General features: G+C 60.0%; 22 protein-coding genes. 6 read left to right on the forward strand and 16 right to left on the reverse strand.

Features of this window, described 5'->3' with window-relative positions:
• Positions 1 to 6 precede the first annotated feature (6 nt).
• From ACRRQW_RS12220 to ACRRQW_RS12235, 4 genes are all read right to left on the reverse strand, one after another.
• The gene (locus tag ACRRQW_RS12220; protein WP_438481723.1) at positions 7 to 984 is read right to left on the reverse strand and encodes a pyridoxal-phosphate dependent enzyme; all 978 of its coding nucleotides are present in this window, start codon (positions 982 to 984) and stop codon (positions 7 to 9) included.
• Positions 981 to 2,747 carry an N-acyl-D-amino-acid deacylase family protein gene (locus tag ACRRQW_RS12225; RefSeq protein ID WP_438481724.1) on the reverse strand — a complete coding sequence of 589 codons (1,767 nt, stop codon included), beginning with the start codon at positions 2,745 to 2,747 and terminating at the stop codon, positions 981 to 983. Before ACRRQW_RS12225 ends, ACRRQW_RS12220 begins: the two co-directional genes overlap by 4 nt.
• 146 nt (positions 2,748 to 2,893) lie before the next feature.
• Positions 2,894 to 3,439 carry a hypothetical protein gene (locus ACRRQW_RS12230; RefSeq protein ID WP_438481725.1) on the reverse strand — a complete coding sequence of 182 codons (546 nt, stop codon included), beginning with the start codon at positions 3,437 to 3,439 and terminating at the stop codon, positions 2,894 to 2,896.
• A 68-nt stretch (positions 3,440 to 3,507) separates the two neighbouring features.
• Positions 3,508 to 4,404, reverse strand: coding sequence for a hypothetical protein (locus ACRRQW_RS12235; protein WP_438481726.1), 897 nt, complete (start codon positions 4,402 to 4,404; stop codon positions 3,508 to 3,510).
• Between the two features lie 272 nt (positions 4,405 to 4,676).
• Between ACRRQW_RS12235 and ACRRQW_RS12240 the strand changes: the two genes are divergently transcribed.
• Entirely contained in the window at positions 4,677 to 5,102 is a 426-nt protein-coding gene (locus ACRRQW_RS12240; protein WP_438481727.1) for a hypothetical protein, read from the forward strand.
• Positions 5,103 to 5,117: 15 nt separating this feature from the next.
• Here ACRRQW_RS12240 and ACRRQW_RS12245 read toward each other — a convergent pair whose 3' ends face one another.
• Both ACRRQW_RS12245 and ACRRQW_RS12250 read right to left on the reverse strand, forming a co-directional pair.
• Positions 5,118 to 6,440 (reverse strand): DUF1593 domain-containing protein, encoded by a 1,323-nt coding sequence (locus ACRRQW_RS12245; RefSeq protein ID WP_438481728.1) that lies wholly within the window; start codon positions 6,438 to 6,440, stop codon positions 5,118 to 5,120.
• Positions 6,441 to 6,468: 28 nt separating this feature from the next.
• Positions 6,469 to 6,945 carry a nuclear transport factor 2 family protein gene (locus ACRRQW_RS12250; RefSeq protein WP_438481729.1) on the reverse strand — a complete coding sequence of 159 codons (477 nt, stop codon included), beginning with the start codon at positions 6,943 to 6,945 and terminating at the stop codon, positions 6,469 to 6,471.
• 132 nt (positions 6,946 to 7,077) lie between these two features.
• Between ACRRQW_RS12250 and ACRRQW_RS12255 the strand changes: the two genes are divergently transcribed.
• Complete coding sequence (locus ACRRQW_RS12255; protein ID WP_438481730.1) at positions 7,078 to 8,730, forward strand: RNA polymerase sigma factor; 1,653 nt, start codon at positions 7,078 to 7,080, stop codon at positions 8,728 to 8,730.
• Between the two features lie 63 nt (positions 8,731 to 8,793).
• Positions 8,794 to 10,044: an acyltransferase family protein gene (locus ACRRQW_RS12260; RefSeq protein ID WP_438481732.1), complete on the forward strand. Its 1,251-nt coding sequence runs from the start codon at positions 8,794 to 8,796 to the stop codon at positions 10,042 to 10,044.
• A 55-nt stretch (positions 10,045 to 10,099) separates the two neighbouring features.
• Here ACRRQW_RS12260 and ACRRQW_RS12265 read toward each other — a convergent pair whose 3' ends face one another.
• Complete coding sequence (locus tag ACRRQW_RS12265; protein ID WP_438481733.1) at positions 10,100 to 11,107, reverse strand: hypothetical protein; 1,008 nt, start codon at positions 11,105 to 11,107, stop codon at positions 10,100 to 10,102.
• Positions 11,108 to 11,278: 171 nt separating this feature from the next.
• On the opposite strand from ACRRQW_RS12265, the gene ACRRQW_RS12270 reads away from it, so the two are divergent.
• On the forward strand, positions 11,279 to 11,857 hold the full coding sequence (locus tag ACRRQW_RS12270; RefSeq protein ID WP_438481734.1) for a DUF4256 domain-containing protein: 579 nt from the start codon (positions 11,279 to 11,281) through the stop codon (positions 11,855 to 11,857).
• 76 nt (positions 11,858 to 11,933) lie between these two features.
• On the opposite strand, the gene ACRRQW_RS12275 is transcribed toward ACRRQW_RS12270, so the two are convergent.
• From ACRRQW_RS12275 to ACRRQW_RS12290, 4 genes are all read right to left on the reverse strand, one after another.
• Positions 11,934 to 14,333, reverse strand: a complete 2,400-nt coding sequence (locus tag ACRRQW_RS12275; RefSeq protein ID WP_438481735.1) for a transporter — start codon at positions 14,331 to 14,333, stop codon at positions 11,934 to 11,936.
• Positions 14,334 to 15,050: 717 nt separating this feature from the next.
• Positions 15,051 to 15,407 carry a hypothetical protein gene (locus tag ACRRQW_RS12280; RefSeq protein WP_438481736.1) on the reverse strand — a complete coding sequence of 119 codons (357 nt, stop codon included), beginning with the start codon at positions 15,405 to 15,407 and terminating at the stop codon, positions 15,051 to 15,053.
• A 215-nt stretch (positions 15,408 to 15,622) separates the two neighbouring features.
• A complete protein-coding gene (locus ACRRQW_RS12285; protein WP_438481738.1) occupies positions 15,623 to 17,509 on the reverse strand; it encodes a prolyl oligopeptidase family serine peptidase in 1,887 nt (628 codons plus the stop codon).
• A 73-nt stretch (positions 17,510 to 17,582) separates the two neighbouring features.
• Positions 17,583 to 18,680, reverse strand: coding sequence for a Kelch repeat-containing protein (locus ACRRQW_RS12290; RefSeq protein ID WP_438481739.1), 1,098 nt, complete (start codon positions 18,678 to 18,680; stop codon positions 17,583 to 17,585).
• Positions 18,681 to 18,886: 206 nt separating this feature from the next.
• On the opposite strand from ACRRQW_RS12290, the gene ACRRQW_RS12295 reads away from it, so the two are divergent.
• Entirely contained in the window at positions 18,887 to 19,165 is a 279-nt protein-coding gene (locus ACRRQW_RS12295) for a hypothetical protein (RefSeq protein ID WP_438481740.1), read from the forward strand.
• A gap of 31 nt (positions 19,166 to 19,196) precedes the next feature.
• Here ACRRQW_RS12295 and ACRRQW_RS12300 read toward each other — a convergent pair whose 3' ends face one another.
• Both ACRRQW_RS12300 and ACRRQW_RS12305 read right to left on the reverse strand, forming a co-directional pair.
• Positions 19,197 to 19,538, reverse strand: a complete 342-nt coding sequence (locus tag ACRRQW_RS12300; protein ID WP_438481741.1) for an MmcQ/YjbR family DNA-binding protein — start codon at positions 19,536 to 19,538, stop codon at positions 19,197 to 19,199.
• A 72-nt stretch (positions 19,539 to 19,610) separates the two neighbouring features.
• Entirely contained in the window at positions 19,611 to 20,012 is a 402-nt protein-coding gene (locus ACRRQW_RS12305) for a VOC family protein (protein ID WP_438481742.1), read from the reverse strand.
• A gap of 494 nt (positions 20,013 to 20,506) precedes the next feature.
• Here ACRRQW_RS12305 and ACRRQW_RS12310 point away from each other — a divergent pair, with 494 nt between their 5' ends.
• A complete protein-coding gene (locus ACRRQW_RS12310) occupies positions 20,507 to 20,872 on the forward strand; it encodes a hypothetical protein (protein ID WP_438481743.1) in 366 nt (121 codons plus the stop codon).
• Positions 20,873 to 21,167: 295 nt separating this feature from the next.
• Here the strand turns inward: ACRRQW_RS12310 and ACRRQW_RS12315 are convergent, their stop codons facing one another.
• The 3 genes from ACRRQW_RS12315 to ACRRQW_RS12325 all read right to left on the reverse strand — a co-directional run bounded on the left by ACRRQW_RS12315 (position 21,168) and on the right by ACRRQW_RS12325 (position 24,084).
• The gene (locus ACRRQW_RS12315) at positions 21,168 to 22,145 is read right to left on the reverse strand and encodes a hypothetical protein (RefSeq protein WP_438481744.1); all 978 of its coding nucleotides are present in this window, start codon (positions 22,143 to 22,145) and stop codon (positions 21,168 to 21,170) included.
• A 356-nt stretch (positions 22,146 to 22,501) separates the two neighbouring features.
• A complete protein-coding gene (locus ACRRQW_RS12320; protein WP_438481746.1) occupies positions 22,502 to 23,317 on the reverse strand; it encodes a hypothetical protein in 816 nt (271 codons plus the stop codon).
• A gap of 170 nt (positions 23,318 to 23,487) precedes the next feature.
• Complete coding sequence (locus tag ACRRQW_RS12325) at positions 23,488 to 24,084, reverse strand: 2'-5' RNA ligase family protein (protein ID WP_438481747.1); 597 nt, start codon at positions 24,082 to 24,084, stop codon at positions 23,488 to 23,490.
• Positions 24,085 to 24,093: the final 9 nt, after the last annotated feature.

A 24,093-nucleotide genomic window follows, 5' to 3' on the forward strand; every position in this document is an offset into this window, starting at 1 on the left:
CGCGCGTTACGCTTTCGCGTTCATCCAAGGCAGCTTGTCGAGGTCGACATTGCCGCCGCTCAGGATCACGCCCACGCGGCGACCAGTCACGGGAATTTTCTTTTCCAGCAACGCAGCCACCGGCACGGCGGCGGACGGCTCGATGATAATTTTCAGCACTTCCCACACGAGGCGCATGGCCGCGATGATGCTCGCTTCGTCCACGGTGACGACGTCGTCCACGAGATTTCTGATCAACGGAAAATTTTTCTCCCCCAGCGCGGTGCGCAAGCCGTCGGCGATGGTGCGGGGATCGGTTTGCGGGTGGCGCACGCCGTCGCGAAACGAGCGCGCGGCATCGTCAGCACCGAGTGGCTCGGCGGCGTAAACGGAAATTTTCGAGTTAACGCCTTTCGCGGCAATGGCCGTGCCGGCCAGCAAACCGCCGCCGCCGACCGGGGCGACGAGCAGATCGAGCTCGGGTGCTTCGGTGAGAAATTCCAACGCGCAGGTGCCTTGGCCGGCGATCACCATTGCGTTGTCGTAAGGATGCACGAGCACGCCGCCGGTTTCGGCGCAGACGCGGGCAGCGGTGGCTTCGCGCGCGGCGTTGGTAGGTTCGCAGACAGTGATTTGCCCGCCGTTGCGTTTTACGGAAGCGACTTTCGAAACTGGCGCGTTGCTCGGCATCACGATGAACGCGGGAACGCCGCGGTTGCGCGCGGCGAGGGCGAGCGCGGCGGCGTGGTTGCCGGAGGAGTGAGTAACGACGCCGTGGGCGGCTTCCGCGTCGGTCAGCGCGAAGACGGCGTTGTGCGCACCGCGGGCTTTGAACGCGCCGATGCGTTGCAAATTTTCGCACTTAAATGCCACGTCCGCGCCGAACAGGGTGTTCAACGTATGACTGCGCAGCACGGGCGTGTGGTGGACGTAAGGGCGGATGCGTTCGCGCGCGGCTTGGATGTCGGCAAACGTCACGGTGGCTTCGGCGGGGGTGGATTTCACGAGGCGGGAGTCTTTACGGCGCGACGCACGGGATCAAGCACGCGACCGGGGAGGGCGAGGGTGCATTTGCCTTTTTCGACGACGAGCGCGCCGTTGACCCAGACGTATTCCACGCCGGTCGGATACACGCTGGGCTCGGCGAGCGTGGTGTGATCGCGGAGATTTTCGAGGTCGATGATGAGCAAGTCCGCTTTCATGCCGGGAGCGATGCGCCCGCGATCGGGAATATTGAAAACCTCTGCCGTGAGCCCGCTGCTTTTGCGCACAGCTTCTTCGAGCGAATCCACTTTTTGCTCGATACTGATGTCGGTAAGGCGACGGATGAACGTGCCGAAGCAGCGTTGATTCGTGCTGAGATATTTTGCCGGACCCACCGCTTCTTCGGGTAACACGATCCAGCCGTCGGTGCCGGTCATCGTCCACGATTGGCGGTAGAAAGCCTGCACGTCCCTCAACTCCATACTCACGGCGCGCAGTTTCACGCCACCGGGAAGGGTGGGGTCGCCTTCGCGTTGAAGCGCGATGGCAAGATCGACAAGGCTCAGGTTTCGCTCGTGCATGAGTGTCGCGATGTTTTTGCCGACATAGGAGGCGTCGGGGTAGTTGAGCACGAAGACCTGTTCCGCGCCGCCCTTGAGGTCGACTTGGTTTTGGACGTCGCGCGCGATGTCGTCGACGCGGGCGCCGCGTTGGATCTCTTTTTCGAACGCCGCGCGGTAATCGGTTTTCTCAATCGCGGCGGCGGCACGGTCGGTGTTGACTTGCGCCATGCCGGTGACGCCGAAGAGCCACGGCGGCAGCATGACGAAACCGCCGTCCGACCCGGCGCTGACAAAAGGATACAGGTCGCAAAAAATCCGCGCACCGCGATCGCGCGCGTCTTGCAGCAACGCGATGTATTTGTCGGCGTGGCCGCGATAACCCGGGCCCCACGCCTTGATGTGAGTGACGACGGTGGTGACGCCCGTTTCGGCGACCGCGATGCTTTCGCGCAGCGAGCCTTCGAATGTCGGCGGCGTGACGGCTTTGTGCACGCTGGGTTTATACCACATCGGCGCAATGCCCTGACTGCGTTGGTGCGCGGTGTAGATGCCACCGTAAGGCACGAGCGCGCTCGCGAGCGCGACGAGTTCGTGGGTGTCGGAGAACAACATGCTGTCGTATTCCAAACCCGTGCTCATGCCGAACGAACCTTCCTCGGTCAGGCTCTTCACCAGCATCGCTTGCATGCGCTCGATCTCGGCGGGCTTCGCGGGGCGCTGCGTGTCTTTGCCCATGACTTGGGCACGGAGGTAATTGTGGCCGTTGAACAACGCGACGTTGATGCCGATGCCCGCGGCTTCGAGTCGGCGACGTTGCGTGATGACCGGCTCGACTTGGCTGCCGTCGGGATTACCCATGCCGGTGGTAATGCCTTGCAGGAGAAAATTCTGGGCGGCCCGCCGGCGTTTGTCGGGCGAGAGCAGGCCATTGCTGCCGAGAAGATTGTCCGCGACGTGCGCGTGCGCATCGATGAAACCGGGAGTGACGAGCCGGCCGCGCGCGTCGATTTTTCGCGTGGCGGTGCTCTTTGAAAGATCGCCAATCGCCTCGATGGTGTCGCCGATCACGCCGACATCCGCGATGCGCCGCGCGGCGCCGGTGCCGTCGATGACGGTGCCACCGGCAAGGATGAGATCGAAATTACGAGGCGCGGAAAACGCGTTGACCGTCGCTGCCGCGAGACAAACCGCGGCCAGCAGGAATTTAGGAGAGGCACGCATAAGAATTTCAAAAACCAAGTTGGCGAAGCCGTCAGGGAGTCGACGGAGTTCACGAGTCACTAGCACGAACCATGCGAATAGCAGAGCGAATCCCCGCCGCTCCCGCGATTTGCGGGGGTTCACTGATCGGAAAGTGGAACCGCGCGCTACTTGGCGGCAGGAATCGTTGCGGCGGGCGAGGTTTTGTCCAACGCGACGCCCCATTCAGTGAGACGCCGTTCGGTTTCATCGAGGCTGATCTGCAGGCGGGCGATCATCTCTTGGGCGCTACGGATGCGCGCGGTGACCGTGGGCGGGACGCCGGTCGCGGCGGTTTTGGCTTGTTGCTTGAGATCGCCTTGAAGCAGGACGTCGATGAAAGCGATTTCCCGCGCGAAGCGCGCGCGCCGTGCCTGCCAGCCCAGCAAGGTGGCTGCGTGCACGGTTTTGTTTTTCACGGCGTTGACCATATCCTGCTCACGCGCTTCGGCGGTCGCGACGTTACGGTTCATCGCGTCCAATTTTAATTCATTCACCGCCGTATCGAAATCTTTCAAGCGTTCCGCGGGGAACTGCGCGCGCAATTCAGACGAGAAACGGGCAAAATCACTGGGATCGTTTGCGGCGACCGTGATTTCTGGGAGATCTTTTTTCTGCCCGCAACCGGCGAAAACTCCGAGCGCGAAAAGAATGGCGAGCCAGCGGAAAAGCATGGCGCGATGCTTCGGAGGAATGCCCGAAGATAAAGCGTGAAAAGCGGCAGGCTTGTCCGTCGCCGAATTTATCTCAGGAGCGCGTGGCGAAATCGCAGGGCTCCGATCGTGAGCAAGGCGACGACCCACCACGCGCTTGGCCCGCCACCACCACCGCTGCCGTTGCTATTTCCGGAAGACTGCGGCGTCAGTGTGGTCGTGGGTGATGTGATCGTGGGCGTGGCGGGAGTCGTGGCGGCAGCCTTGGCGGGCAACACGGTCGCAGGAAGTCCGGCGACGACGTTGCGGAAAACCGTGAGCGTGGCAGTGGGAACGCTTACGAGGCCGACGCGGGTGGGCACGCGCTCGGGATCCAGGCCGACCATGCCGCGGGCGATCACCATCGCCGCCAGAAATGAACCGGTGGAGGTGGCGTGAAGATTATCCTCGCTGTAAAGCGCGATAGCGGGGTTGGCGCGGGTGACTTGATCCCACGCTTCGCCCGCGGGAAAGATCGACGCGTCTGCGGCGAGCGCGGCGTTCCGGTAGGACTGCGCGACGAGGGCGAAGCCGTTCGTTTGGGTGCGCACGGGCCAGATCATGTAAAGCGCGGGGAGCGTGCCGTATTTGCGCGCTTCGTTGGCCCACGTGGTGGCCCACTGACGGAGATTCGCTTGGCTCTCGACCAGCGTGGACGGCCCTTGTTGGAGGACGACGATGTCATAGTTGCCCTGCGCCAGGTGAATTTGGTTTCCGTCACGCCAGTGGTCTTCGATGGCATAACCACCCGGCGCGATCGTGGTGTATTTGAGTTCCACGCCCTGAAGTTGGGCCATGCCTTGCACGAGTGCGGGCACGTCGTTGCCGTCGGTAAGACTGTTGCCGAGGAAAAGCACTCGTAGCGACGTGGGCGCAGTTTGAGCGAGCGCCGCCAAACTCGCGAGGAAACCCACGAGTGCGAGCGCGAGACGGCGTAGGGATTTCATGAACGCACAATGAGACTCGCCTCGCGCAGCTACCAGCGGGCTGCGGTGAAGTGCTTATAATCAGCGCCACGTCTCAGGTGCGCAGCGCTTTGGAAATAGTCGAAGCCAGGTCTGATTTTGGCGGTGTCCGCCCAGGATGGGATCGTAATAAGTGGAATGGCAGGAACCATTCAGCGGCCAAGCGGTAGGAGGTGAGGGTGAATTTTCCCGCTAATGCGTTCGACGCTCACCTGTCGATTGGCAAGGTTCGCCCGTGTAATGAGCGCTTTCAGATGAAAGCCGGCGTAGGCATATTTCTTTCGCTGGGCTGCGTAGTCGCACTGGCGGCGCAGCCTGCGGCAACGTCGCCGGGTCAGAAACGCTCCTTATCCGGCACGGTGCTGCGGGGACAAATCGCAGAGTTAGTGCGGCAAGACGCGGAAAAGATTTCACCAAAAATGCCAGCGCCGGCGGCGGTCGATCGCGATCCGGTGTTCAACGACCAGCACCAGCCGATGCCCGAGGACGTCCTGCAACTTGATCCTTTCACCATCACTAAAAAACGTGAGATCGAACTACCGGTGATCCCCCGGCTCACGCTCGAAAACTTTTTCTATGGCGACGGCAAGATTGTGCAAAGTCGCGATGGAAAATTTTCGCTGAGTGCCGGGCCGGAGCGCCTCGGGGTGGCGGCGATCAAGTTCAACATTAAGTTTTGAGAACTGCGCGGGCGATCAGCGCTGCACGGTGGTCGTGGCTGGCTTTTCACAACGCAGGAAGCGCGCGGCGAAGTCACGGAGGAAGTCTTCGCGCCAGCGATTGACGGTTTTCGCGCCAATCAATTTCCCTTCGATCAGTGCGGGCGAAGGATCGTCGGTCCACCAGTCGGGCAGGGTGAGGTCAGGCTGTTGCGCGAGCTGCGGCGCGGGTTGCAGGGAAGTAAGGCCGCCGGTTTTGCCTTCGAGCGAGGCGACGTTGGAGCGAATTGTGTAGCGGTAGGCTTTGGCTTCCTTGGGTGAGAAACGAAAATGCATCGCGCCATCGACAACCGTGCCGACCAGCGACTGATTTTCGATCACGAGGTGGGCCTCAGGATTTACGGGAATGGTTTCGCCCAGTGGCAGCACGAGTTCGAACACGGCGAACTGTTCGATGCGATCGTCCGTCGTGGTGAGGCGATCGAAACGATTATAGGGACGCTTCCACGCGCGGATGAACTGGCCGCCCCAGCCCGGTTTCGTCGGGTCGGTGGGATCGCCTTTGAGCAGCCAGCCGATGGTCGGCGAATCGCCCATGCGGATCGCGGTGCGGGTTTTCCCTTCGAAGCTGATGCCGCTCGCAAAATAATCACCCAAGGCCCCCAGGCCCACGGCGTGGGCGGGTGTGAACTGGTCAGCGGCGAGATCGCCGGTTTGATTGCCGCCAACAAACCAACCTTGGTAGGTGTCGTTCGCTTCGATCATCCATAATTTCGGATGATGGGTTGCGACGTAATGATACGCGTCGACACTCCATTTTTTATTCGGGCCGCCGATAAAATACACGCGTAGTTTCGGCAAGATGTCCGGCGCATCGTGCAGGGCTTGCGCGAGATCTTCGATGCCACCCCAAATGAGCACATAAAGGGGCCGTGGATCATCACGACGCGCGCAAGCGATGATCCACTCGGAGCCCTCAGTCGAACGGCGCACGCCCGTGTAGGGCGCGATTTCGGTTTCACCCTGCTTCGTGATCGCACGGAGAGCATCGGGCGCGGGATATTTTTCCGAGTAGGTGCGCAGGTTGGGATGATCCTTTTCGTAGTGAGCGATGACTTGGAGGATATGTTCCTTGCGCCCGGCGCCGTAGGGCGACGAGATGATTCCCTCGTAGTCGAGCGTGTCCGCGTAAAGGAACGCATGCACGAGCGACTGAAAATCATCGAAATCGGTCCCGCCGATGTCGGTGGAAATGATGACGCGATGGCGAAGCGAGGCTTCGTCCGCATGGGTTTCCTGGGCTGCGAAAAACACCACACCACACGCGAGCAACAGGGAAGCGATTCGACGGGGTAGCATGAAGAGAGAGTGTGTGGACGGGTTATGCTTATTTCGAGTCGGCAGTCGCAGTCGGGATGCGCGTGGCTTGCCAGGTGACGGCTTGCCAGCATTCACCGCGCAGCACGAAGGTGCCGCTATTGCGGAAATTTTCTTCAGTGCCGTCGGCGCTGCGGGCGACGAGTTGAAAGGTGAGCGCGGCGAAACCTTCGTAAACGCGGACTTTGATGTCGGTGGCGGAGTAAGCGGTCGGAGCTTTTTTGGTGAGCGCGACTTTGGCGAGTTTCGCGGCTTCGGTGACCGACTGCATGATCATCGGCTTCGTGCGCACCGCCGCGAGCGAACTCGTGTAAATTAAATCTTCTGCCCAGAAGTTTTCGTGGCGGGCGGGGTCGCTGTTATAAGTCAGGAAATCGACGAGCGCGGCGGTAATTTTTTCTTCGATGGCGACCGCGTGGGTGGGAGCGGCGACGGCTTTCGCGGCGAAAAGTGAGGTGGCGAACAGGAGTGCGCAGAAAAATTTCATGGAAAGACCTCCGCAGAATTTAACGCCTTGAGCAAGTGCGGTGACGGAAAACACCTGTTTGACCGTTGGTTGCGAAAAATGAAAATAGTTTGTCACCAATCGGTGGGTTTCGGGCACTGTATTAGAAACGCCATGAAGTTTACGTCTTCCACTCCTCTGATTTCCGCCGCGAGCGATGCCGAACTCGTCGCGGCATGTCTCGCTGGGGAGCGCGAGGCGTTTGCGCGGATCGTGGAGCGTTATCAACGTCTGTTGTGTTCGCTGGCGTATTCGTCGACGGGCAACGTGACTGAAAGTGAGGACGCCGCGCAGGAAGCGTTTATTGCCGCGTGGACGCAGCTGCCGGATCTTCGCGAACCGGAAAAACTGCGCCCGTGGCTTTGCGGAATTTTACGCCACAAACTCAGTCGCCTCCGCCGGCAATATGGTCGCGACGCCGCGCTCGGCGCGGAGCCCGTGGAGGCCGCCGCCGACATCGTGAGTGAAGACGTGCCTGCGGTGGAAAAAACCATGAGAGACGAAGAACAAGTGATTCTCTGGCGCGCGCTGGAACGCGTGCCGCCGCTCTATCGTGAGGCGCTCGTGTTATATTATCGCGAAAACTCCTCGATCGAACACGTCGCGTGTGCGCTCGATGTCAGTGAGGATGCGGTCAAGCAACGACTCGCGCGTGGCCGCAAACTATTGCAGGAGCAAGCGCTCGCGTTTGTCGAAGGTGCGCTGGCGAGAACGACTCCCGGTCGCGCGTTCACGCTCGGCGTGCTCGCGGCGTTGCCGGCACTGGCGACGCCGACTACGGCAAAGGCGGCGGGACTCGGGGCGGCGGTCGCGGCAAACAGCGGTCTGGCGGCGAAAACCACCGCGCTGGCGGCAGTGATGGCGTCGGCTTCGGGCGTGGCGTCGACGGCGATGCAATTGCGCGTGGGACTCGATCAGTCGCGCACGCATCGCGAGAAGCGACTCTTGGTGATCACCACGATCGTCGTATTTTTCGGGAGCCTCGCGTTTCTTGGCGCGATTTGGGGACTGCGGGTCGCGGCGTTGCGTTCGTGGGAACAACGCGTGGTGTTCGCGACGATCGCGCAGGTGGCGATTCTCGCGTTCGTGATCGCGTGGCCGTTTGCCCTGGTGCGACTGTTGCGTTTTTTCCGACGGCTACGCTCCGAAGAGCGGCGACTGAATCCGGAATCGTTTCGTGCGGAGCGCGATCAGATTGGATCGGCTGCGGGAATTTATCGAAGCCGAGCGACTTTGTTTGGCGTGCCGCTCGTGCATATTCGTTTCGCCTCGCCGGACGAAAGCGAGGGGCCGGTGGTGGGTTGGATTGCGGGTGGAGATCGCGCGTATGGCTTGCTCGTGGCCTGGGGCGCGGTGGCGGTGGCACCGGTGAGTGTCGGCGCGTTTGCGGTGGGGTTTCTAGCGATCGGCGCGGTCGGTGTCGGCGTGATCGGACTCGGGACCTTCGGCGTCGGATTGCTCGCAATTGGTGGCATCGCGATCGGGCTGAAAGCGTATGCCGGCATGAGCGCGCTCGGCTGGTTCGCGGCGCGGAGTAATGGTTTTGGCGTCGCACGCGTGGCGGCGGATGCGCCGGTGGCGTTGGCCGAACATGCGAATACGCCGGCGGCGCTGGCGTTAGTCGTCGATCCCAACGCGGAGCAGAACCAAATGATTTTTTATATCGTGGTCGCGTTGGCCACGCTGGTTCCAATCACGCTCTACGCGCGGGCGGTGCGTCGGCGGTTGGGGCCAACGAAAACAAGTCCGGAGAATCGCGACGGCTGAGGCGTCGCCACTCCTGAATCGAACACCCGCAAGATTAAGCCGGCTAAGCCGGAGGGCCTTTTTATGTCTAAATCAAATCACTTCACGGCGCCGCTTTCGGGCGGACTGCCTTCATCCAGCGAGTTAGGGGCGCCCACTCGCGACTCGGCGCTGGATCTCACGCGTTTGTGTCTGACGCTGCTCGTGATCGCGCATCACGCGGTGCTCGCGTATCATCTTTACGCACCGCCCGCGGGAGCGTTCACGCGCGAGAATATGGTGTGGGGCGCGTTTCCGGTGGTCGATGCGGCGCGTGCGCCCGGCTTGGATACGTTCACGCTGTGGAATGATTCCTATTTCATGGCGATGATGTTCCTGCTCTCAGGGCTCTTCGTGTGGCCGAGCATCCAGAGAAAAGGCGTCCTTAATTTTCTGCGTGATCGCGCGCTGCGTTTGGGGCTGCCGTTTGTGGTCGCGGCGGCGGTGCTGGCGCCGCTCGCGTATTGGCCGGCGTATCTCCAGCGCGCCGAAGCGACTGGGAATCCCGGTTTTTGGAATGCATGGACTTCGCTCGGAATCTGGCCGGCGGGGCCGGCATGGTTCTTGTGGGTGCTGCTCGCGTTCAGTGGCGTGGCGGCGGGCTTGCAGGCGTGGTTGCCGCCTGCGTCCAACGCACTCGCGCGATTCGGAACCTGGGCAAGAACGCATCCGGTGAAAACGAGCGCGGTCTTCTGCGCTCTCGTGGTGCCGGTGTATTTTGCCACGACGCGCGTGGTCAGTCCGTTCGTGTGGGCCACGTGGGGACCGTTCACCGTGCAAACGAGTCGGTTACCGCTCTATGCGATTTATTTTTTTGTGGGTTGCGCGCTGGGTTCGGGCGGAATGGAAAAGCTGCGCGATTGGATGCGCGCCGAAGGATCGTTGGCGCGCTGCTGGAAATGGGCGATGGCTGCCGCAGGCATGATGTTCGGTGGGTTTGTGGCGACGCTGATTATGTGGTTTTCGCAAGCCGGCAAAGGCGGGGCTTCACTCTCCCTGGATATCGCGGCTAACGCGATGTATGCGATCACGGGCGTCGCAACCACGTTTGCGCTACTGGCATTGTTCGCACGTAAAGGTCATCGCAGTCACGCCATGCTCGCGAGCCTCGCGCGTAATGCGTTTGGCATGTATCTCGTGCACTACGCGATCGTGACTTGGTTGCAGTATGCGCTGCTCACAAGCGCGTGGGCCGGGGGAGTGAAGGCGAGCGTGGTGATGATCGGGGCGGTCGCGTTGAGTTGGGGCGTGGCAGCGGCGCTGCGCAAGCTGCCCGGCGTGCGGGAGATTTTGTAGCCATGGCCAATCGTCGAACTGGCGGCGTCGCTTGGCGGTCGTTGTGAAGCAACGATCAGTTCAGCGCCATGATCACCACGATGGCCGAGCAGAGAATATACGCTCCCGGATAAACCCAGCGCAGCACATGGTCGTAGCGGATGGCTTTGGCTTCGTCGCGGTCATAGAGATTGCTGATCCACACCATGCCAGCCATCGCGAGCCCGAGGAAAACGTAGGCCAATACGAAAAACCAATCGATGACGGTGAGGTAGGAAATTTTGGGCAAACCCGAATGCAGCGAGTAACTCAGCGCGACCACGGTCAGCAGGCTCGCGATGATCACGCTCATGCGGTCGGAGAGATCCTTGGGCGGCAGGAAGAAAACCGCGAATGCCATGGCGAGCACGATACCGAGCGGCACCATCATCTGCCAGATGTAGAACTGGACGTGACGTTTCATTTGGATCGTCACGTTCGCGCGGCTGTAGGTTTCCTGGAAGACTTCACGATAGTAGGGCTGCACCTCGCCGGAGATTTTTCCGGGTAGCCATTGCGGCAGGGAAATACGCGAGGCCATCCGGAGTTTTTCCGGTTTGAGCGTGAGTTCGACGTCGCTTGCGAGGTATTGGAAAGATTCCAATTCGATGTTCAGCGTTTGGGTGTCGAAAGGCAGTTTACGCAAATCGAGTTCGGTCGCGATTTGCGCGGTCATCTGGCGTTCGAATTCCACGCGGCCATCGGGATGGATGCGCAGCAAGCTATGATGCAATTCGGCGGGCGCGGTGGTGCGGTTGAATTCCACCATCGGGCGCCACATTGCGTTTACCTGCTCCAAGGCGGCATCCTCGCGCAGGACGCGCGGCTCCGTGCCTTCGAAGGCGAGGGACGGTTCCTGCCAATAAACGCCCACGAGCGCGTGGAGGGTGAACTGACCGGCGGGCTCGTCGATGTCGGTGATGTCGAGAATGTAGATGCCGAGGTCAACCTTGCGCGGCGCGGTGGGTGCCTTGGTGGCATCGACGGCGTGGAGCGTCGTTGCGAATAGACCGAGCAGAAACAGGCAAGAGCGAAGGGTGCGCATGAAAGACGCGGAGAGAGTCTGAATAAAGCCTCTGGTGCAAGGATTCAGGGGCGAGCGCCATGATTGCTGCGGTGGATTTTCGCGCACTGGTGTCCGGCGGAGTCTGCAAAGCAAGCGCAGGATTGATCGCGGGCGGGGCGTGGGCGTAGAGTTGCGCCACCCACTCAAATCATGCCCCTGAAAAGCGCCGAATCCAAAAAATCACTGACGACGGCCCAACGGGAAGAACTGTTGAGCACATTAAAAGCACGCTTCGAAAAAAATGTAAGCCGGCACCAGGCGCTCGATTGGGCCAAGGTGGAGGCGAAGCTCGCGGCCAGCCCGGCGAAACTTTGGTCGCTCGCCGAAATGGAAAAAACAGGTGGCGAGCCGGACGTGGTCAGCCACGATAAAAAGACGGGCGAATATCTTTTTTTCGATTGTTCAGAGCAGAGCCCGCAAGGTCGCGTGAGCGTGTGCTACGACCGCGCAGGATTAGAATCGCGCAAAGAGCACAAACCGAAAGACACCGCGATCGACATGGCCACCGCGATGGGGGTCGAGCTGTTGACGGAAGAAGAATATCAAGCGCTCCAAAAGCTCGGTGACTTTGATACGAAGACTTCGAGCTGGATCAAAACTCCAGATGAGATCCGGAAATTGGGTGGCGCGTTGCACGCGGATCGCCGCTACAACCGGGTGTTCATCGGCTACAACGGCGCGCAGTCCTACTACGGCGTCCGCGGATTTCGCGCTTCGTTGAAAGTCTGAGTTTCTAAGCGCGCTTTTTAAGGCAAAAGAAAAGCGCCGGCCCGGGAGGACCGGCGCTTGCGACCCCTGCAACGAACTAGAAGGTGTAGATGACGGAAGCACCGAATCCATAGTCGGCGCTCGCATCACTGAAACCTTTTAGACCGTAAATCGTGGCGCCCCAGTGACGGTTGATGCGTTGATAGTAAAAGAGAGTGCCTTCCCACGCATCGTCCCCGCCGGTGACGATTTTTTCACGCCATTCGAGCGCAGCGCCAATACTGCCGCGCTCGGACACGCGTTTGGCCACGCCTCCGGAAACATAGAAACCGTCGTCCAACTGATAACGACTGTTATCGCCGAGCCAACGATAGCCGAAACCGGCGAATGGCGTGATGCTGCCGTAAGTTTTGTAGAGATCGATCTGCGCGTAGTAGTCAGTCGCTCCCGTGCCCAAGCCTTTGTCGTCATCGGCCGTCGGGAATTTCACGCGCCCCGTGAAGTTGACGTGAAGCGCCGCGGGATCTTTGACGAACTTGTAAGTGGCGGCGGCGACGAAGTCACCGAAACCGGATTCTGAATCGCTCGTGGGCCGGGCCGGGGTGGCGATGCCATCCGCCAGTGCGACCGCCGGGCCTTCAATGCTCACCCACGGAAGCGTGCCGCGCAAAATCCAGTCTGAGTTCTCATAGACCAGGCTGACCGGGAGAGAGAATACTTCAGTGTCGCTCGCAAGACCGTAGTCACCGCGACTGTAGCCCACGCCGACTTCGATTCGGAACTGTTCAGCGGGAACTTCCTCAGTGGACGTTACGACGACATCGCGCCGGATCACGGTTTGCGTTTCGTAGCGTTTTACCGCGTCGACATAGTCTTCATAAGTGTCAGCGAGTTCTTCGCGCACTCTTGGTAAATCGTCGTCGTCGGCTTCAGCCAGTTCAGCGAGTTTTTCGCGCACGTCTTCGTCTTTGTCGGCAAGGTAGGGAGGCACGTTCACCAAAACGCCGCCCGGGCCCCCTGGATTATTGCCATCGCCCGGGCCACCGGTGCCGCCGCCGGGGCCGGTGCCGCCGGGAGGATTGCCGCCGGGGTTCGTGCCGCCACCGGGATTGGTGCCGTCGCCAGGGTTAGTGCCACCACCGGGATTAGTGCCACCACCTGGGTTGTTGCCGCCGCCCGGATTCGTTCCACCACCCGGATTGGTGTCTCCACCTGGGTTCGTCCCGCCGCCAGGGTTCGTGCCCCCGCCAGGGTTGGTTCCGCCGGGAGGCGTGCCGCCACCGTTGCCGGGATTATCGGCGACGATCACCGCGAGTGCAGCGTCCAGGTGAGCGCCGACATCGATGATGAGTTGGTCACGTCCATCCGGCGAGCAACCGCGAATCAAAGGAAGGACGATGCTCGCTTCCAGCGCTGGTTCCGCTCCGGCGCGAGCGAGCGCGTGCGGTGAAAGCAGGCGCACCAGTGCGGCGGCATCGGCGTCCACATACACGCCGGGATCACGCTCTTCGCCTGATGTTTTACGGATGCCGACGAGTGCGTCGACATTGGCCTTGGCGCGGGCCAGGTCGTAATTGCGATGCCCCGGATGATTGTGATGAAATAAATCGACCTCGCCTTCCAAGTCAGCGACGGCGCGCGCGTAGGCGGCGTAATCGTCGGAGAGACTTTTTTTCGCGCGGCCGAGTTGATTCACGCTGGCGGCTTTAACCGCGTGCACGTGTTGAACCACCGAGCGCTTTTTCGCTTCCACCGTGGCGATCGCTTGGCTGATCCGGCTGGTGGCGGCGTCGGCGGTATCGTGCGTGATTTTTTTTGCGCGCGAGACGACGGCGGCACCGAGCCCGAGCCGGGCTCTCACATCGAGCAGGATGCGTTCGCGGGTTTCGAGGTTGATGCCTTCGATGCGTGAGCGGGTGGAAAGCGGCGCGAGTGCGACCGAAGTTTTCTCAACTGCGATCACACGCGCACCGTAAGGGATGTGTCCGTGTTTATAGACGTAGACGCCCGCGCCGGCGGCGGCTTCGGCGCGCAACCGCTCTTCGGTGGGAGCAATCAAGCCGCTGTTCGTGAGGCTTTGCACCGCGGTGGTGACGCTCGCACTGGTGGCTCCGACCGTCGTGCCGACTCCGGTGGCGACACCACCGACGACGGCGCCGGCCGAGTTGGCTGCGCCGGCGGTAAGCGCGGCAGTTTGGTCAACTGTGGTGGCCACGGTGCCGGTCACGTTATTCGCGACCGCGCCCACTGTTGAAGTTACGCCCGTCACCGTCTCGGCGACCGGTGGCGCGGTGACTACGGTATTGACCGTGGCGCCGACATTCGCCGCAGCGTTAACCGTGGTTTGCGTGACCGTGGTGGCGGTGTTCACTGTCGCGCTGAGCGTGGCGTTGACCGTGTTGTTGACGGTATTCAGGAGCTGACCAACAGCGATGTGCGGGCTGACGAATGCAGCCACGATCGCGACCATACTACCTAGCGATGGTTTTGTTTTCATTTTGTGCAGGGTAAAAACGGAGCGTCGAAAACCGACGCAGTGTGCCGTGATCAACGACACACATCCCGCACAGGGCATCAGCCGTGGCTAAATTATCACACCGGCATTCAGAATATAATCCAAGCAGGCGAATTAGGCTCAAACGTGATTTCATGTGGGGAAACTCCGCAACTGACGCGGAGTAGCGCCACTTATGAAATAGTTTGAACGTCTCAGTTCCTGAGTAGGAATAGCTGAGTAATTACAACCTCAGTAAATTCGAACGATGAATGCCGGTGAAAGGCCGGATGGCTCCTCGGGAATCGTTATATAAATTCCCGCTCCAAAGTAACGTCGGTGATTATACGAAGCACCCTCCGTCAGTGGATGCATTTCAGCGGCGCATCCATCAACTCTCGCGTGGTTGGACTTGAATGCGGTGACGAGAAAAAAGACCGAGCAGCGCAAGCGCACCGGCGCTCACTTTATCTTGAATCTGCTGCTGAGAAAAATTCTGCAACGCGGGCGCGAGAGCAGAGCGTCCCTGAGGCTGCCCTCTACGCTCAGCGCCTAAGATGAATGGTCGCGTCAGCAAAACACCGAGTTCCCGCCGGTGATGCGTCGAACGATCTCATGGGCGGCCACTCGCACCTCGCAGCGAAAAAAAGGCAGCCGTTGCGCAACTCAAACCGATGACGCACGTGAAACAATCACGCTCAATCGTGGATCAGCGACCGCCTAAACTGCTTTTTGCTCAAGAGCCGGGGCCGGGGAGACTTCGCCCGCCACGATGTGGAATAGCTTCTCGATGCGGGCGAGTTCAGACGCGGCCGAGGCAGGGAGCTCCGCCAGATGATTTTGCCAAAAAATGAAGGTGTATTCGCACTTGCTCGCGATGATGCGAGCCACGCCCTCGTTGTGGCTCTTCTCGAACAGCCGAAGCAGCGATTTCATGCTGCTCGTCTCGGAGAGCACCAAATTAATCTTCGCGGCCTCGAGCGTGCTGGCCGTGATGATGGCGGGAAGACGATCCACGGTGAATTGGCAAAGGCGGTTCACCGCCGCGGTCCAAGCATCAATGATAAGTTCGTCCATAGGAAAGATGACGAGCTAGACTGATGCCAACTTGTCCAGTTCCACGCCGGTAATCACCAGTAACAAGCGCGCGGCTAGGCTACGACGATTCTCCCTCTGAGTAGAAACCCCCTCAGGTGAATTCCTGATAAACTACGCCAAAATCTCCCCCATGCGCTGTAAGCACGCGAGGCACTTTAACGTGACAAGTGGCGACGGGCGGATTTTCACAGCGCTCAAGGCTTGGTTTGGGCCGTCGAGTCCGGAGAGCGGAACTGGTTAAAGAAGTTGCCGATTTGCAGTGAGATGGCGGCGTTTTCCGCCGCCAGTTTGGACGGGGCTTTGAGCCGGTCGGACCAACTGTAGGCGAGGCCGGTCTGGGCGTTGCTGGATTTCTTCACCGCCGATCTGATTTCTCGACCGTCCTGGACGGGTTGACCTTTAAGGGTGTCTTCGTTGTGCAGATAAAGCGCGGGAGTTTTGAGCTCCGTGACTTGCTGTAACGGCGAGAGCTCGCGCGCGATTTTATTGGTTTCTGCCCAGCCGCAGAGTCGTGCGGTCATGCCGTTCAGGCCGCTGTCATCCGTGTAGCGGAATAGATCGTTGCGCGAAACTTTGGAAGGAATGTTGACGGTGGCGATGGCGGCGAAGCGCGTGCTGGTGGTGGCGATTTCCAGCGCCAACACACCGCCAAACCAAGTGCCGTAGAGATACACGCGCGACGGGTTTACGATCTGTTGATTAGCGAGGTGGTTGGCGGCGTCCTCCAGATCGTCACGGATGTTGGTGCTCCAGTTTTCGTCGCCGAGCGAGGTGGGGGTCGCCCCGAAACCGTCGGTGCCCCGGATATTCACCTGCAACACGGCGAAGCCCTGCGCGACGAAGGCCTGCACGTCCGCTTGATAAAGGTCCGCTGTGGGACTTGGCGGCAGCTGGCGCGGGCAATACACAATCAGCGGCGGCGTGGATTTGCCGGGTGGCCGCCAAAGACGGGCGGTCAATTGTCCGCCATTGCGGGCGGTGAAGGTGAAATAATCCGCGGCCGCAAGTTTGTCTTCGACGATGTTTTTGCCATGCGATTGGGCGATCAAAGAGGCTTCGCCAGTCTGGCGGTTGAAAAGAAAATAGGCACCTGGAAGGCGCGAATTACCGATCCAGACCAGCCAGGTTTTTTTATCAGGAAGTGCATCCACGATGATGGGGAAAAAACCGGCGAATGTAGTCTGCAAGCGGCTGACCGCGGCTTCGTCAGATGCATTGAGCGCAAATAGAGCGACGTCCTTGCCTTGTGCATACGCGACCGCGACCGGTTGTCGCGTGCTCCCGAGCATCAGCAAATCCGTGGGCGGTAAATTTGGCGGAAAGTGTTTGGTCGTGCGTTCGCCTGACTGAGTGTTGAAACGCGCGAACACGGTTTCCTTGCCGCTGGCCATTTCCCAGCCCCATAAGTGAAGGCCGTCTGCATCGACCGCTTGGGGGACAAACCGGCGATCTGTCGCGGTGAAATGTTGATGGCGCCATTCTCCGCCGATCACCGAGCGCCACCACAAGTCGGCTACGCCGAATCGGAAAATGCTTTGATAGACGGCGCGGGCGCGACCTTGGGAATCCACCACCCAGCTGCTGGTTCTCGTGGGAGGACGATCCACGTTCTCGGCTTTGCCATTACTCAGGTTAATCCGCCTGATCTCCTCCGAGGTCACCATTAACACATGCTTGGGATCCTGAGGCTGGGCATCGAAGATCCGTCCGGGCTGACGGTCCAAGTGCCACGCATCTTCCGTGGTGCGACGGTCGAGATCAAAAATGGTGTAGGCCAGGGCATTGAGTTTGTTGTTGCTCACCTGCACGAGCAACCGGCGGGGCGTTTTCCACCAGAAATCGATCGGCCGGGCTTTGCCGTCACCTTTGGAAAGATCCGTTTGTCCCGTCGATAGGTCGCACAACCCAATACTGTAGTCGTCGCCATTTCTGGCCAGAAAGGCGATGAACTTTCCGTCTGGGGAAAGCTTGGGCTGCCCGAACTCGGCCGGCAGGAATAATTGCGAGAGTTCGTTGACTGAAGGAGCGGCTCCGGCAAAAGCGGTGCAGAGAGCGAAAAACAAACTAGTCAGGTAACGCATGGGAGGATTAGCGATGTTTGCGGAAAAAATGAAACGTGGCAGCGATAAAGACGTAGTGAGAGATAGCGGGTATTTAGGGCTGGATCAACCACGCGGCGCAGCTGGCAAGGATCTGGTCGTTGTAGCCTCCGCAGAAAAGAATGTGCCCGTTGGTGGCGAGCGCGGCGGCTGCGTAGCTTTCGCTGTTGGCGAAGTTGTGGCTGGCTAGTAATTCGAAACGATTGGCCGCGGGATCGAAACGTTCGGGGACGGCGGCCCCACCGAGAACTAAAACGTCTCCGCTGGGCAACCGAATCGAAGTGCCGAAATGTTTATAACGTTTCTGGTTTAAGCGCGGGCCGGAGGCGAAGGAGGCCGTGACCGGAGAATAAATTTCCGAAGTGTCGTAACGCCCCGCCTCGTCGCGTTCATCGGTGCCGCCGGTGATGAGGACGCGCCCGTCGGCGAGCAGCACGGCGTCGTGTTTGTGGCGACGGGAGTGCATGGCTCTGGCCGGCGTGAAAGTGCCGCGCGTTGGGTCAAAAATTTCCGCGGTGGCGTGAATGCGCACAGTGGCACCGCGACCGGCATGGCCGCCGGTGATCAGCACACGTCCATCGTCGAGGCGCACCGCCGCGTGATTTTCTCGAGGCACGGCCAGGTCGCCCGTCCGAGAAAAACGACCAGTGGCAGAGTCGAAGATTTCGGCGCTCGCGAGAAATTTCCAGCCGGTGCTAACGCCGCCAGCCAGCAGCACGCGACCATCCGTGAGGGCGATCGCGACATGGCCGGCGCGGGCTGTGTGGAGCGCGGGCAACGAAACGAATTTTCCAGAGGCGAGTTCGAAGCGTTCAGCAGAGGTGAGATACTCACCGCGGGCATTCCAGCCGCCGGCGATCAGCACGGAGCCGTCGGGCAGAAGTGTCGCGGTGTGACCATAGCGCGACTCACGCATCGGCGCGGCGGGTTGAAAGGTGCGCGTTTGCGATGAGTAGAGCGTGGCCCCGATGGGCGTGCGATCGGCGCCTGAAAATCCACCGACGATGAGAATGCGTCCGTCAGGCAGCGCCGTGAGCGTGTGCGCGGCGCGGCTTTGCGGAAGGTCGGGGAGTCGCGATACCTCGATTGCACCGAGTGCCGGCAGCACGATCAAAAGCAGGCTGGATAAACGCAGCAGGCGAAGAAAGGTCATGCTGAAAACTTTTAGCGTGCCGCAACCATTGTCAGCTTTGAATCAAGCGCTGGGGTTGAAAAATTGCGCGACAGAAAATTCGCTGGGCCAGTTTTGTCGATATCGTGAATGAGCCAAAATGTTTCACTAGTTGCGCGATTCAGTGGTGGCGATATCTTGAGTGCATGAATCTCCACGTTACTCGCCAGAAATCGATTTGCGTGGCGATGATGTTGCTCGGGATGAGCGGGTGTCAGTCTCCGCAGTCGAGTCAACGAAGCGCGAGTGATATGGCTACGCAGAAGCAAGCAATGCCGACCGTGAGTTCGCCGATGCAGGATGTGCGCACAGAGGCGAAAGTGATCGAACTGGAAAACTGGTATAACGCGGAAAAGAATTCGCAGCCCACCCGCCGACACGAGGCCGAGGCGAAAGCCGCAAAAAAGGCGAAGGAGAAACAGCTCGAAGAAGAGAAGAAGGCGGCGGCCGATAAAAAGGGTTCCTAATTGGCGCACTCTTCTTGGGAGACGCGTGGCGTTACGCGCCATCGAACGCTGCGATCGCCTGTTTCGTGGCTTTCAGGCGCCACGCTTTTTCTAAACGGGTGCGCGCTTGCGTGAGGCTGGCGGCGAGTAAGTCCATCAGCACGTAATCGTAGTTCGCGAGGTGGTCGTTGGACGCAAAAACGTCAGGCGCGTTCTCGATGAGGGCATCCCGCTTGGCGCGCGGCCAGGCGAGGGCCACGTGTTCGCGGTCTTCCTGTAAGCGGCTGAAAATTTTCTTCCGGAAATAAAACGCTGGCGTGTCGTGGCAGAGGCGCTCTTCGACTTCGGGTAAGGCGAGCGCGAGTTGGCGGAATTGGGCGAAGCTGACGGCCACGTTGTTTTCTCAGCGTCGCGGCACAGCGCGCGTGCTGCCTAGTTTAAACGGCCCACGAAACCTGGCTGGAGGTCATTGCGAGTGCTGCCAGCTCTTGTAGACGAATTCCAAACTGTAGCCGTCGAGGTCCCGGACTTGGGCGGCGAAATAGCGCGGGTCGTAATGCAGCTGCGGGCCGGGTGGATGGATCTCGGTGCCGCCGGCTTTGAGCGCGAGTGTGTGGGCTTTGATGACCATTTTTTCGGAGTCCGCGACGAAGCCGACATGCACGGCGCCGGGTGAAGGCGTGCCTGATTTGAGCCAGAAAAATATGCGGCCGTTCGCGCCAAAGCCTTTTAAGTCGGGGTGCCCTTTTGGTCCGTCCTTGCCGTCGTAATCATGTCGCGCGGTGATGCCGAGGCTGGGCAACACTGCTTCGTAGAATTGAATTGAGCGTGTGAGATCGCTGACGGTGAGGAAAAGGTGATCGAGCATGGGATGAGTCAGCGTGAGTTGAAGGAGTCTTCAGGATTGTCGTCGGGCAGACGATTCTTACCTCAAAGGAATGTCACGTGTGGATTCAGGCCAATTTCAGATCGGAGCAGATACGTTCAACTGGAGCGTCAAACATTACGGTGGCGAATCTTCCGCCAACACGCATCTGCGCGGACTCTCCGCACGGGTGTGTTTGGCCGAAGAAAATATGCGGGAACTCGTGATCGAATTTGACCCGTTGGATTACCCGCCGAAGCGACCAGCTTCCCGCGCGCAGTTAGCTGCGAGAATTCAGCAGTGCACCCAGGAAGCCATTGACGTCGGCTGGCGGCCGGAGTCGCGCGGTAAGCCATTTCGAGTCACGGCGGAAAGACTAGCCCCTTAAAAGCCTCGCGGGCAGAATTTTTTGCTCGGTTTCGATTGTCTGGAAAACGCCTGATTCGAGGTGTTTTTAACGATCAACTTATGGAGGCGCATGACACGTAATACGTGTCATGTCATTTCACTCGGCACAGCGTAACCTGGAGTTGCCGGCGGCGTTAACCGAAGCGTTGCTCACGCTGGCCGTGGAGATGGCGAAACACTCAGCCAAAGCGTTTCGCATCGAGAGACCGTCTCTCCGGCGAGGAAAGACGCTTCGCCCCGGGAGCAAGACTCCGCTTTGGAATGAGCTTCGGAAGGAATTGCGCACGGAGCTGAAAAGATACGGCGACCAAGCGCGGCTAGGACGTTTGCTCGCGCTGCCGCGTCAACGTGTGCAGGCGTATGTGACGCGCGGCACTGAAATGCCCGACGCCGAGCGCACGTTACAAATGCTTGCCTGGCTCATGGCCACGCGGCAAGGCCGGCCGCCATCTTGAGATCATGACACGTATTACGTGTCATGTGGTTTAACAGCGGTCAGATGCGATGAGGCTGCCGGCGAAGGAGCGGAAGGCTCATCCGAATTTTGAAGGGGCTTCCGGCACCGTGAGTGGCGTGAAGTGGCTGCGTGAATGACACGTATTACGTGTCATTTGGCTGGGTGGTAATTTGGGAAACCAGGACGCGTGGCGAGCCGGTCGGGTAGTTTCGGCTGACTGAATGACACGCATTACGTGTCATTCAGTTTGGCGCTGATTTGAGAGACGGGACGCGTGTTCGCGCTGCTCGCGTTTAGCGCCGGACTTCCTGGATGCCGCGTTTGAAGACTTCGCCGGCGCCGGCAAGGAGCTCGAGGGTTTTAGCTTTGAAGACGGCGGGGTTGGCGTCGAGGACGATGGCTTTTTTCGATGACGCCGGGCCGATGTCGATGCCGAGGCCGGCGAGGCCTTTCACGAGGGCGGCGTTGTTAGAGTCGCCGGCTTTGGTCCAGTTGCCGGTGGCGCCTTCGGCCCAGAAGCCGTCGGTGAACTTGGTGTAGCTCAGGCCGCCGCCGAGGCTGCCCCAGAAGACCGAGGCCGCGGGCACGATGAGCATGCCGTTCTGGGCTTCGACCGAAGCTTTCTTGGAAAACTTTCCGCCGGAGGTGTCGAGGTAGGCAAAGTCGACGGCGAGGGACGGCTGGAGGATCACCGCGTTAAGTTCCTTTTCGAGTTCCCACATGACCTTGATGTTCTTCTTGCTGCCTTTGCCGCCGGAGAGGCCGTCGAAACTATTGAACCAAAGGGGAAAGTCGCCGGCAGCAACGAGCGCGTAGTCGGCTCCTTGGAAATTCACGGTGTAGCCTGTCTGCTTCGGATGACGCTCGAGCTGCGCGTAGGCCTTTGCCGTCTTCACCGTTTCCCACGGCACGACTTCGAGGCCGGCTTCCTGGAGTTTCTGCACGAACGTGACGTAGGCTTCGTCGGCGATCTGTTTCATCAGCGCGGCGTCGACGTTGCCGAGGAAGGTTTCAATGGAGGCCTTGGCCGTGCCGCTGCCGAGGATATTCATGGCATGCGCGGTGGCCTTGTTGTGCGTGACAAAGGCCACTTGGTAACCGGCGATGGCCACGCGATTCCGTTGCTTGAACAACGGTTTGACCTGGGTGAGGTCGATGGCCTTGCCCGGCTTGACGGTGGTGGCTTCGGAGGTGGGAACGGCGTGGGCTAACGGCGCGTTGACGAGCGCGAGCGTGACGAGAGCAAGACAGGCGAGGTGGCGGAGGGACATGGTGAGGAGAGGTTGCCTCGAGTGAATGCGACCGGCGTAGCGGCGGAATCTCCAAATGAGTTTCCCGCCTACGTGTTCCTGCGTAGAGGTGCGTCAAAGCGTCAGAGCAGGCTTGGTTGAATCGGGAGCAAGTTGCTCGAGCTGACTCTTCCGTGTCTGTTCACGCTGACCTAATTTTTGACCACAGATGCTTCGCATACCGGCTACGCTACGAGGTGACCTCCGCCGAATTGGCTCCGGGGTGGGTTTCGGGGCGTCGGCTAATCGCCGACGTAGTTCTTGTAGCCGTCAGATATCGCAGTGGAAAAAATTCGGCGTGAACGGCCGCTCCCACCCGACGCCGTCGGCTCGGCTCGTCAATTCCCGCCGCCGGCGGCCACGAGATTCATGCCGCCTGCGGCGACGAGGCTCGCGCCATCGTTGCCGACCAAACTCGCGCCGTCATTGCCCACGAGGCTGGCGCCGTCGTTACCGACGAGATTGCCGCCGCCGGCTGCGACCAAGGGGCCGCCCCCGGCGGCGAGGACATTACCGCCGGTGGAGCCGAGACCGAGCGCGGCCTGGGCTTCCTGGAGGACGGGGCCGGAGACGACCACGCTGGCGAGGAAGTCCGAGCTGCCGGCCAAGGTGGCGGTGCCGGACGTTTTACCGGGCGCGGAGGGAGAGGGATTGGCTTTGCGCCAGGTGTCGTGAGCGGCGACGAGGATCGCGTAGGAAATCGTGCCTTGCTTGCGCCAGTATTTGAGTTCGTCGCCGCTGGGCGGGCGGTTGAAGACGAAACGGTAGGAGCGCTTGATGACGGACTCGTATTCGCCGGGGTTGCCGCTGAGCCAGCTCACGTGGTTTTTCATCAACTGCGTGTAAGTGTCGCTGCCCGGCATCCAGTGTTTATATTCGCCCTCGTTTGGTTCGCGGCCGAGGGCATCGATGTAGGAGCGGCGAATCGTGGCCCGGTGCGTGTTGGCATCCTGCGAGAGATACTGCGTGTGCCCGGCGACCAAGGCGCTCACGGAGCGCGGATTCTGCTGTTTCCAATAGGTGAGTTCGCCGCTGTTCGCGCCGCGGCCGAAGGCGATCAGGTAGGAGGCTTGGATACGCTGGCTGACGACATCAGCGAAACCAACGGTGGCGAACACGGCGGACAGAACGAGGGTGGGGAGGATTTTTTTCATGGGTGGGGTGGAAGAAAGCGAGCGGCTCCAGAAAAATGCGGGGAAGCGCCAGGGCAAGAAAGCACTTCGAGTGAACGAACGCCGCGTGCCAGGCGGAATCTCCAAATGGGTTTTCAACCTACGCATTCCTGCGTAGGTTTACGTTGAAGTCGTCGACTGCGACTAGGTGGTCAGCCCTGCAGATTCCACTGCCCTAGTTTAACATGGCGGGTCTTTCCCTGCAGGCTGTGCACCAAGGTGAAATGATTTACTTTGAAGTGCAGTGGTTCGATCGGCTCTTTGGGGACCAAGTTGACGTCGTAGAGGAGGGTGATGTGCGGGGTAAACCGCGCCTCAACATCAAGACCGGCTTTGACTAAAGCGGTGACGAGAACCTGGTGGAATTCGATGAGCGGGCCGGTATCGGTAGCCATGCGCAGAACCAGGGGAAAGTTGCCGCTTGAGTGATCGAAGCTCATGACGTTGTCGAACGTCACGTCGAATGCAGATGCCTTTACGGTCGAGGCCGCCTCCTTTGCTTCCCGAACCCTACCTACAGGCAATCCGCAGTAATTACCGAGATCGGACAGGGAAATGTGAAAACGATCCGCGGCCAGCGGCCTTCCTATCAGACCATGTTTGGATCGCAGGTGTTGGGCGTGACCGGACAGCTTGGCGGGAACCGGTGGCTCAGGGTATATGCTAAAGAAAAGATAGTCGGTAGCATCAGAGTCCGCTGAGAGACCGAAGGAAAGTTGCCCCACTGAAGTCAGTCGTCGAACGGCCATGGTGCGCCG

It is taken from the genome of Oleiharenicola lentus (assembly GCF_051660365.1).
GTDB lineage: Bacteria > Verrucomicrobiota > Verrucomicrobiia > Opitutales > Opitutaceae > Lacunisphaera > Lacunisphaera lenta_A.

Bases quoted from the DNA above. Each gene is read 5' to 3' on its own strand.
- ACRRQW_RS12320 (WP_438481746.1), bottom strand. From the start codon at position 23,317: ATGAAAAAAATCCTCCCCACCCTCGTTCTGTCCGCCGTGTTCGCCACC.
- ACRRQW_RS12245 (WP_438481728.1), bottom strand. From the start codon at position 6,440: ATGCTACCCCGTCGAATCGCTTCCCTGTTGCTCGCGTGTGGTGTGGTG.
- ACRRQW_RS12230 (WP_438481725.1), bottom strand. From the start codon at position 3,439: ATGCTTTTCCGCTGGCTCGCCATTCTTTTCGCGCTCGGAGTTTTCGCC.
- ACRRQW_RS12280 (WP_438481736.1), bottom strand. From the start codon at position 15,407: ATGGACGAACTTATCATTGATGCTTGGACCGCGGCGGTGAACCGCCTT.
- ACRRQW_RS12325 (WP_438481747.1), bottom strand. From the start codon at position 24,084: ATGGCCGTTCGACGACTGACTTCAGTGGGGCAACTTTCCTTCGGTCTC.
- ACRRQW_RS12270 (WP_438481734.1), top strand. From the start codon at position 11,279: ATGCCCCTGAAAAGCGCCGAATCCAAAAAATCACTGACGACGGCCCAA.
- ACRRQW_RS12290 (WP_438481739.1), bottom strand. From the start codon at position 18,680: ATGACCTTTCTTCGCCTGCTGCGTTTATCCAGCCTGCTTTTGATCGTG.
- ACRRQW_RS12260 (WP_438481732.1), top strand. From the start codon at position 8,794: ATGTCTAAATCAAATCACTTCACGGCGCCGCTTTCGGGCGGACTGCCT.
- ACRRQW_RS12235 (WP_438481726.1), bottom strand. From the start codon at position 4,404: ATGAAATCCCTACGCCGTCTCGCGCTCGCACTCGTGGGTTTCCTCGCG.
- ACRRQW_RS12225 (WP_438481724.1), bottom strand. From the start codon at position 2,747: ATGCGTGCCTCTCCTAAATTCCTGCTGGCCGCGGTTTGTCTCGCGGCA.
- ACRRQW_RS12265 (WP_438481733.1), bottom strand. From the start codon at position 11,107: ATGCGCACCCTTCGCTCTTGCCTGTTTCTGCTCGGTCTATTCGCAACG.
- ACRRQW_RS12315 (WP_438481744.1), bottom strand. From the start codon at position 22,145: ATGTCCCTCCGCCACCTCGCCTGTCTTGCTCTCGTCACGCTCGCGCTC.
- ACRRQW_RS12240 (WP_438481727.1), top strand. From the start codon at position 4,677: ATGAAAGCCGGCGTAGGCATATTTCTTTCGCTGGGCTGCGTAGTCGCA.
- ACRRQW_RS12285 (WP_438481738.1), bottom strand. From the start codon at position 17,509: ATGCGTTACCTGACTAGTTTGTTTTTCGCTCTCTGCACCGCTTTTGCC.
- ACRRQW_RS12255 (WP_438481730.1), top strand. From the start codon at position 7,078: ATGAAGTTTACGTCTTCCACTCCTCTGATTTCCGCCGCGAGCGATGCC.
- ACRRQW_RS12275 (WP_438481735.1), bottom strand. From the start codon at position 14,333: ATGAAAACAAAACCATCGCTAGGTAGTATGGTCGCGATCGTGGCTGCA.
- ACRRQW_RS12305 (WP_438481742.1), bottom strand. From the start codon at position 20,012: ATGCTCGATCACCTTTTCCTCACCGTCAGCGATCTCACACGCTCAATT.
- ACRRQW_RS12250 (WP_438481729.1), bottom strand. From the start codon at position 6,945: ATGAAATTTTTCTGCGCACTCCTGTTCGCCACCTCACTTTTCGCCGCG.
- ACRRQW_RS12310 (WP_438481743.1), top strand. From the start codon at position 20,507: ATGTCATTTCACTCGGCACAGCGTAACCTGGAGTTGCCGGCGGCGTTA.
- ACRRQW_RS12295 (WP_438481740.1), top strand. From the start codon at position 18,887: ATGATGTTGCTCGGGATGAGCGGGTGTCAGTCTCCGCAGTCGAGTCAA.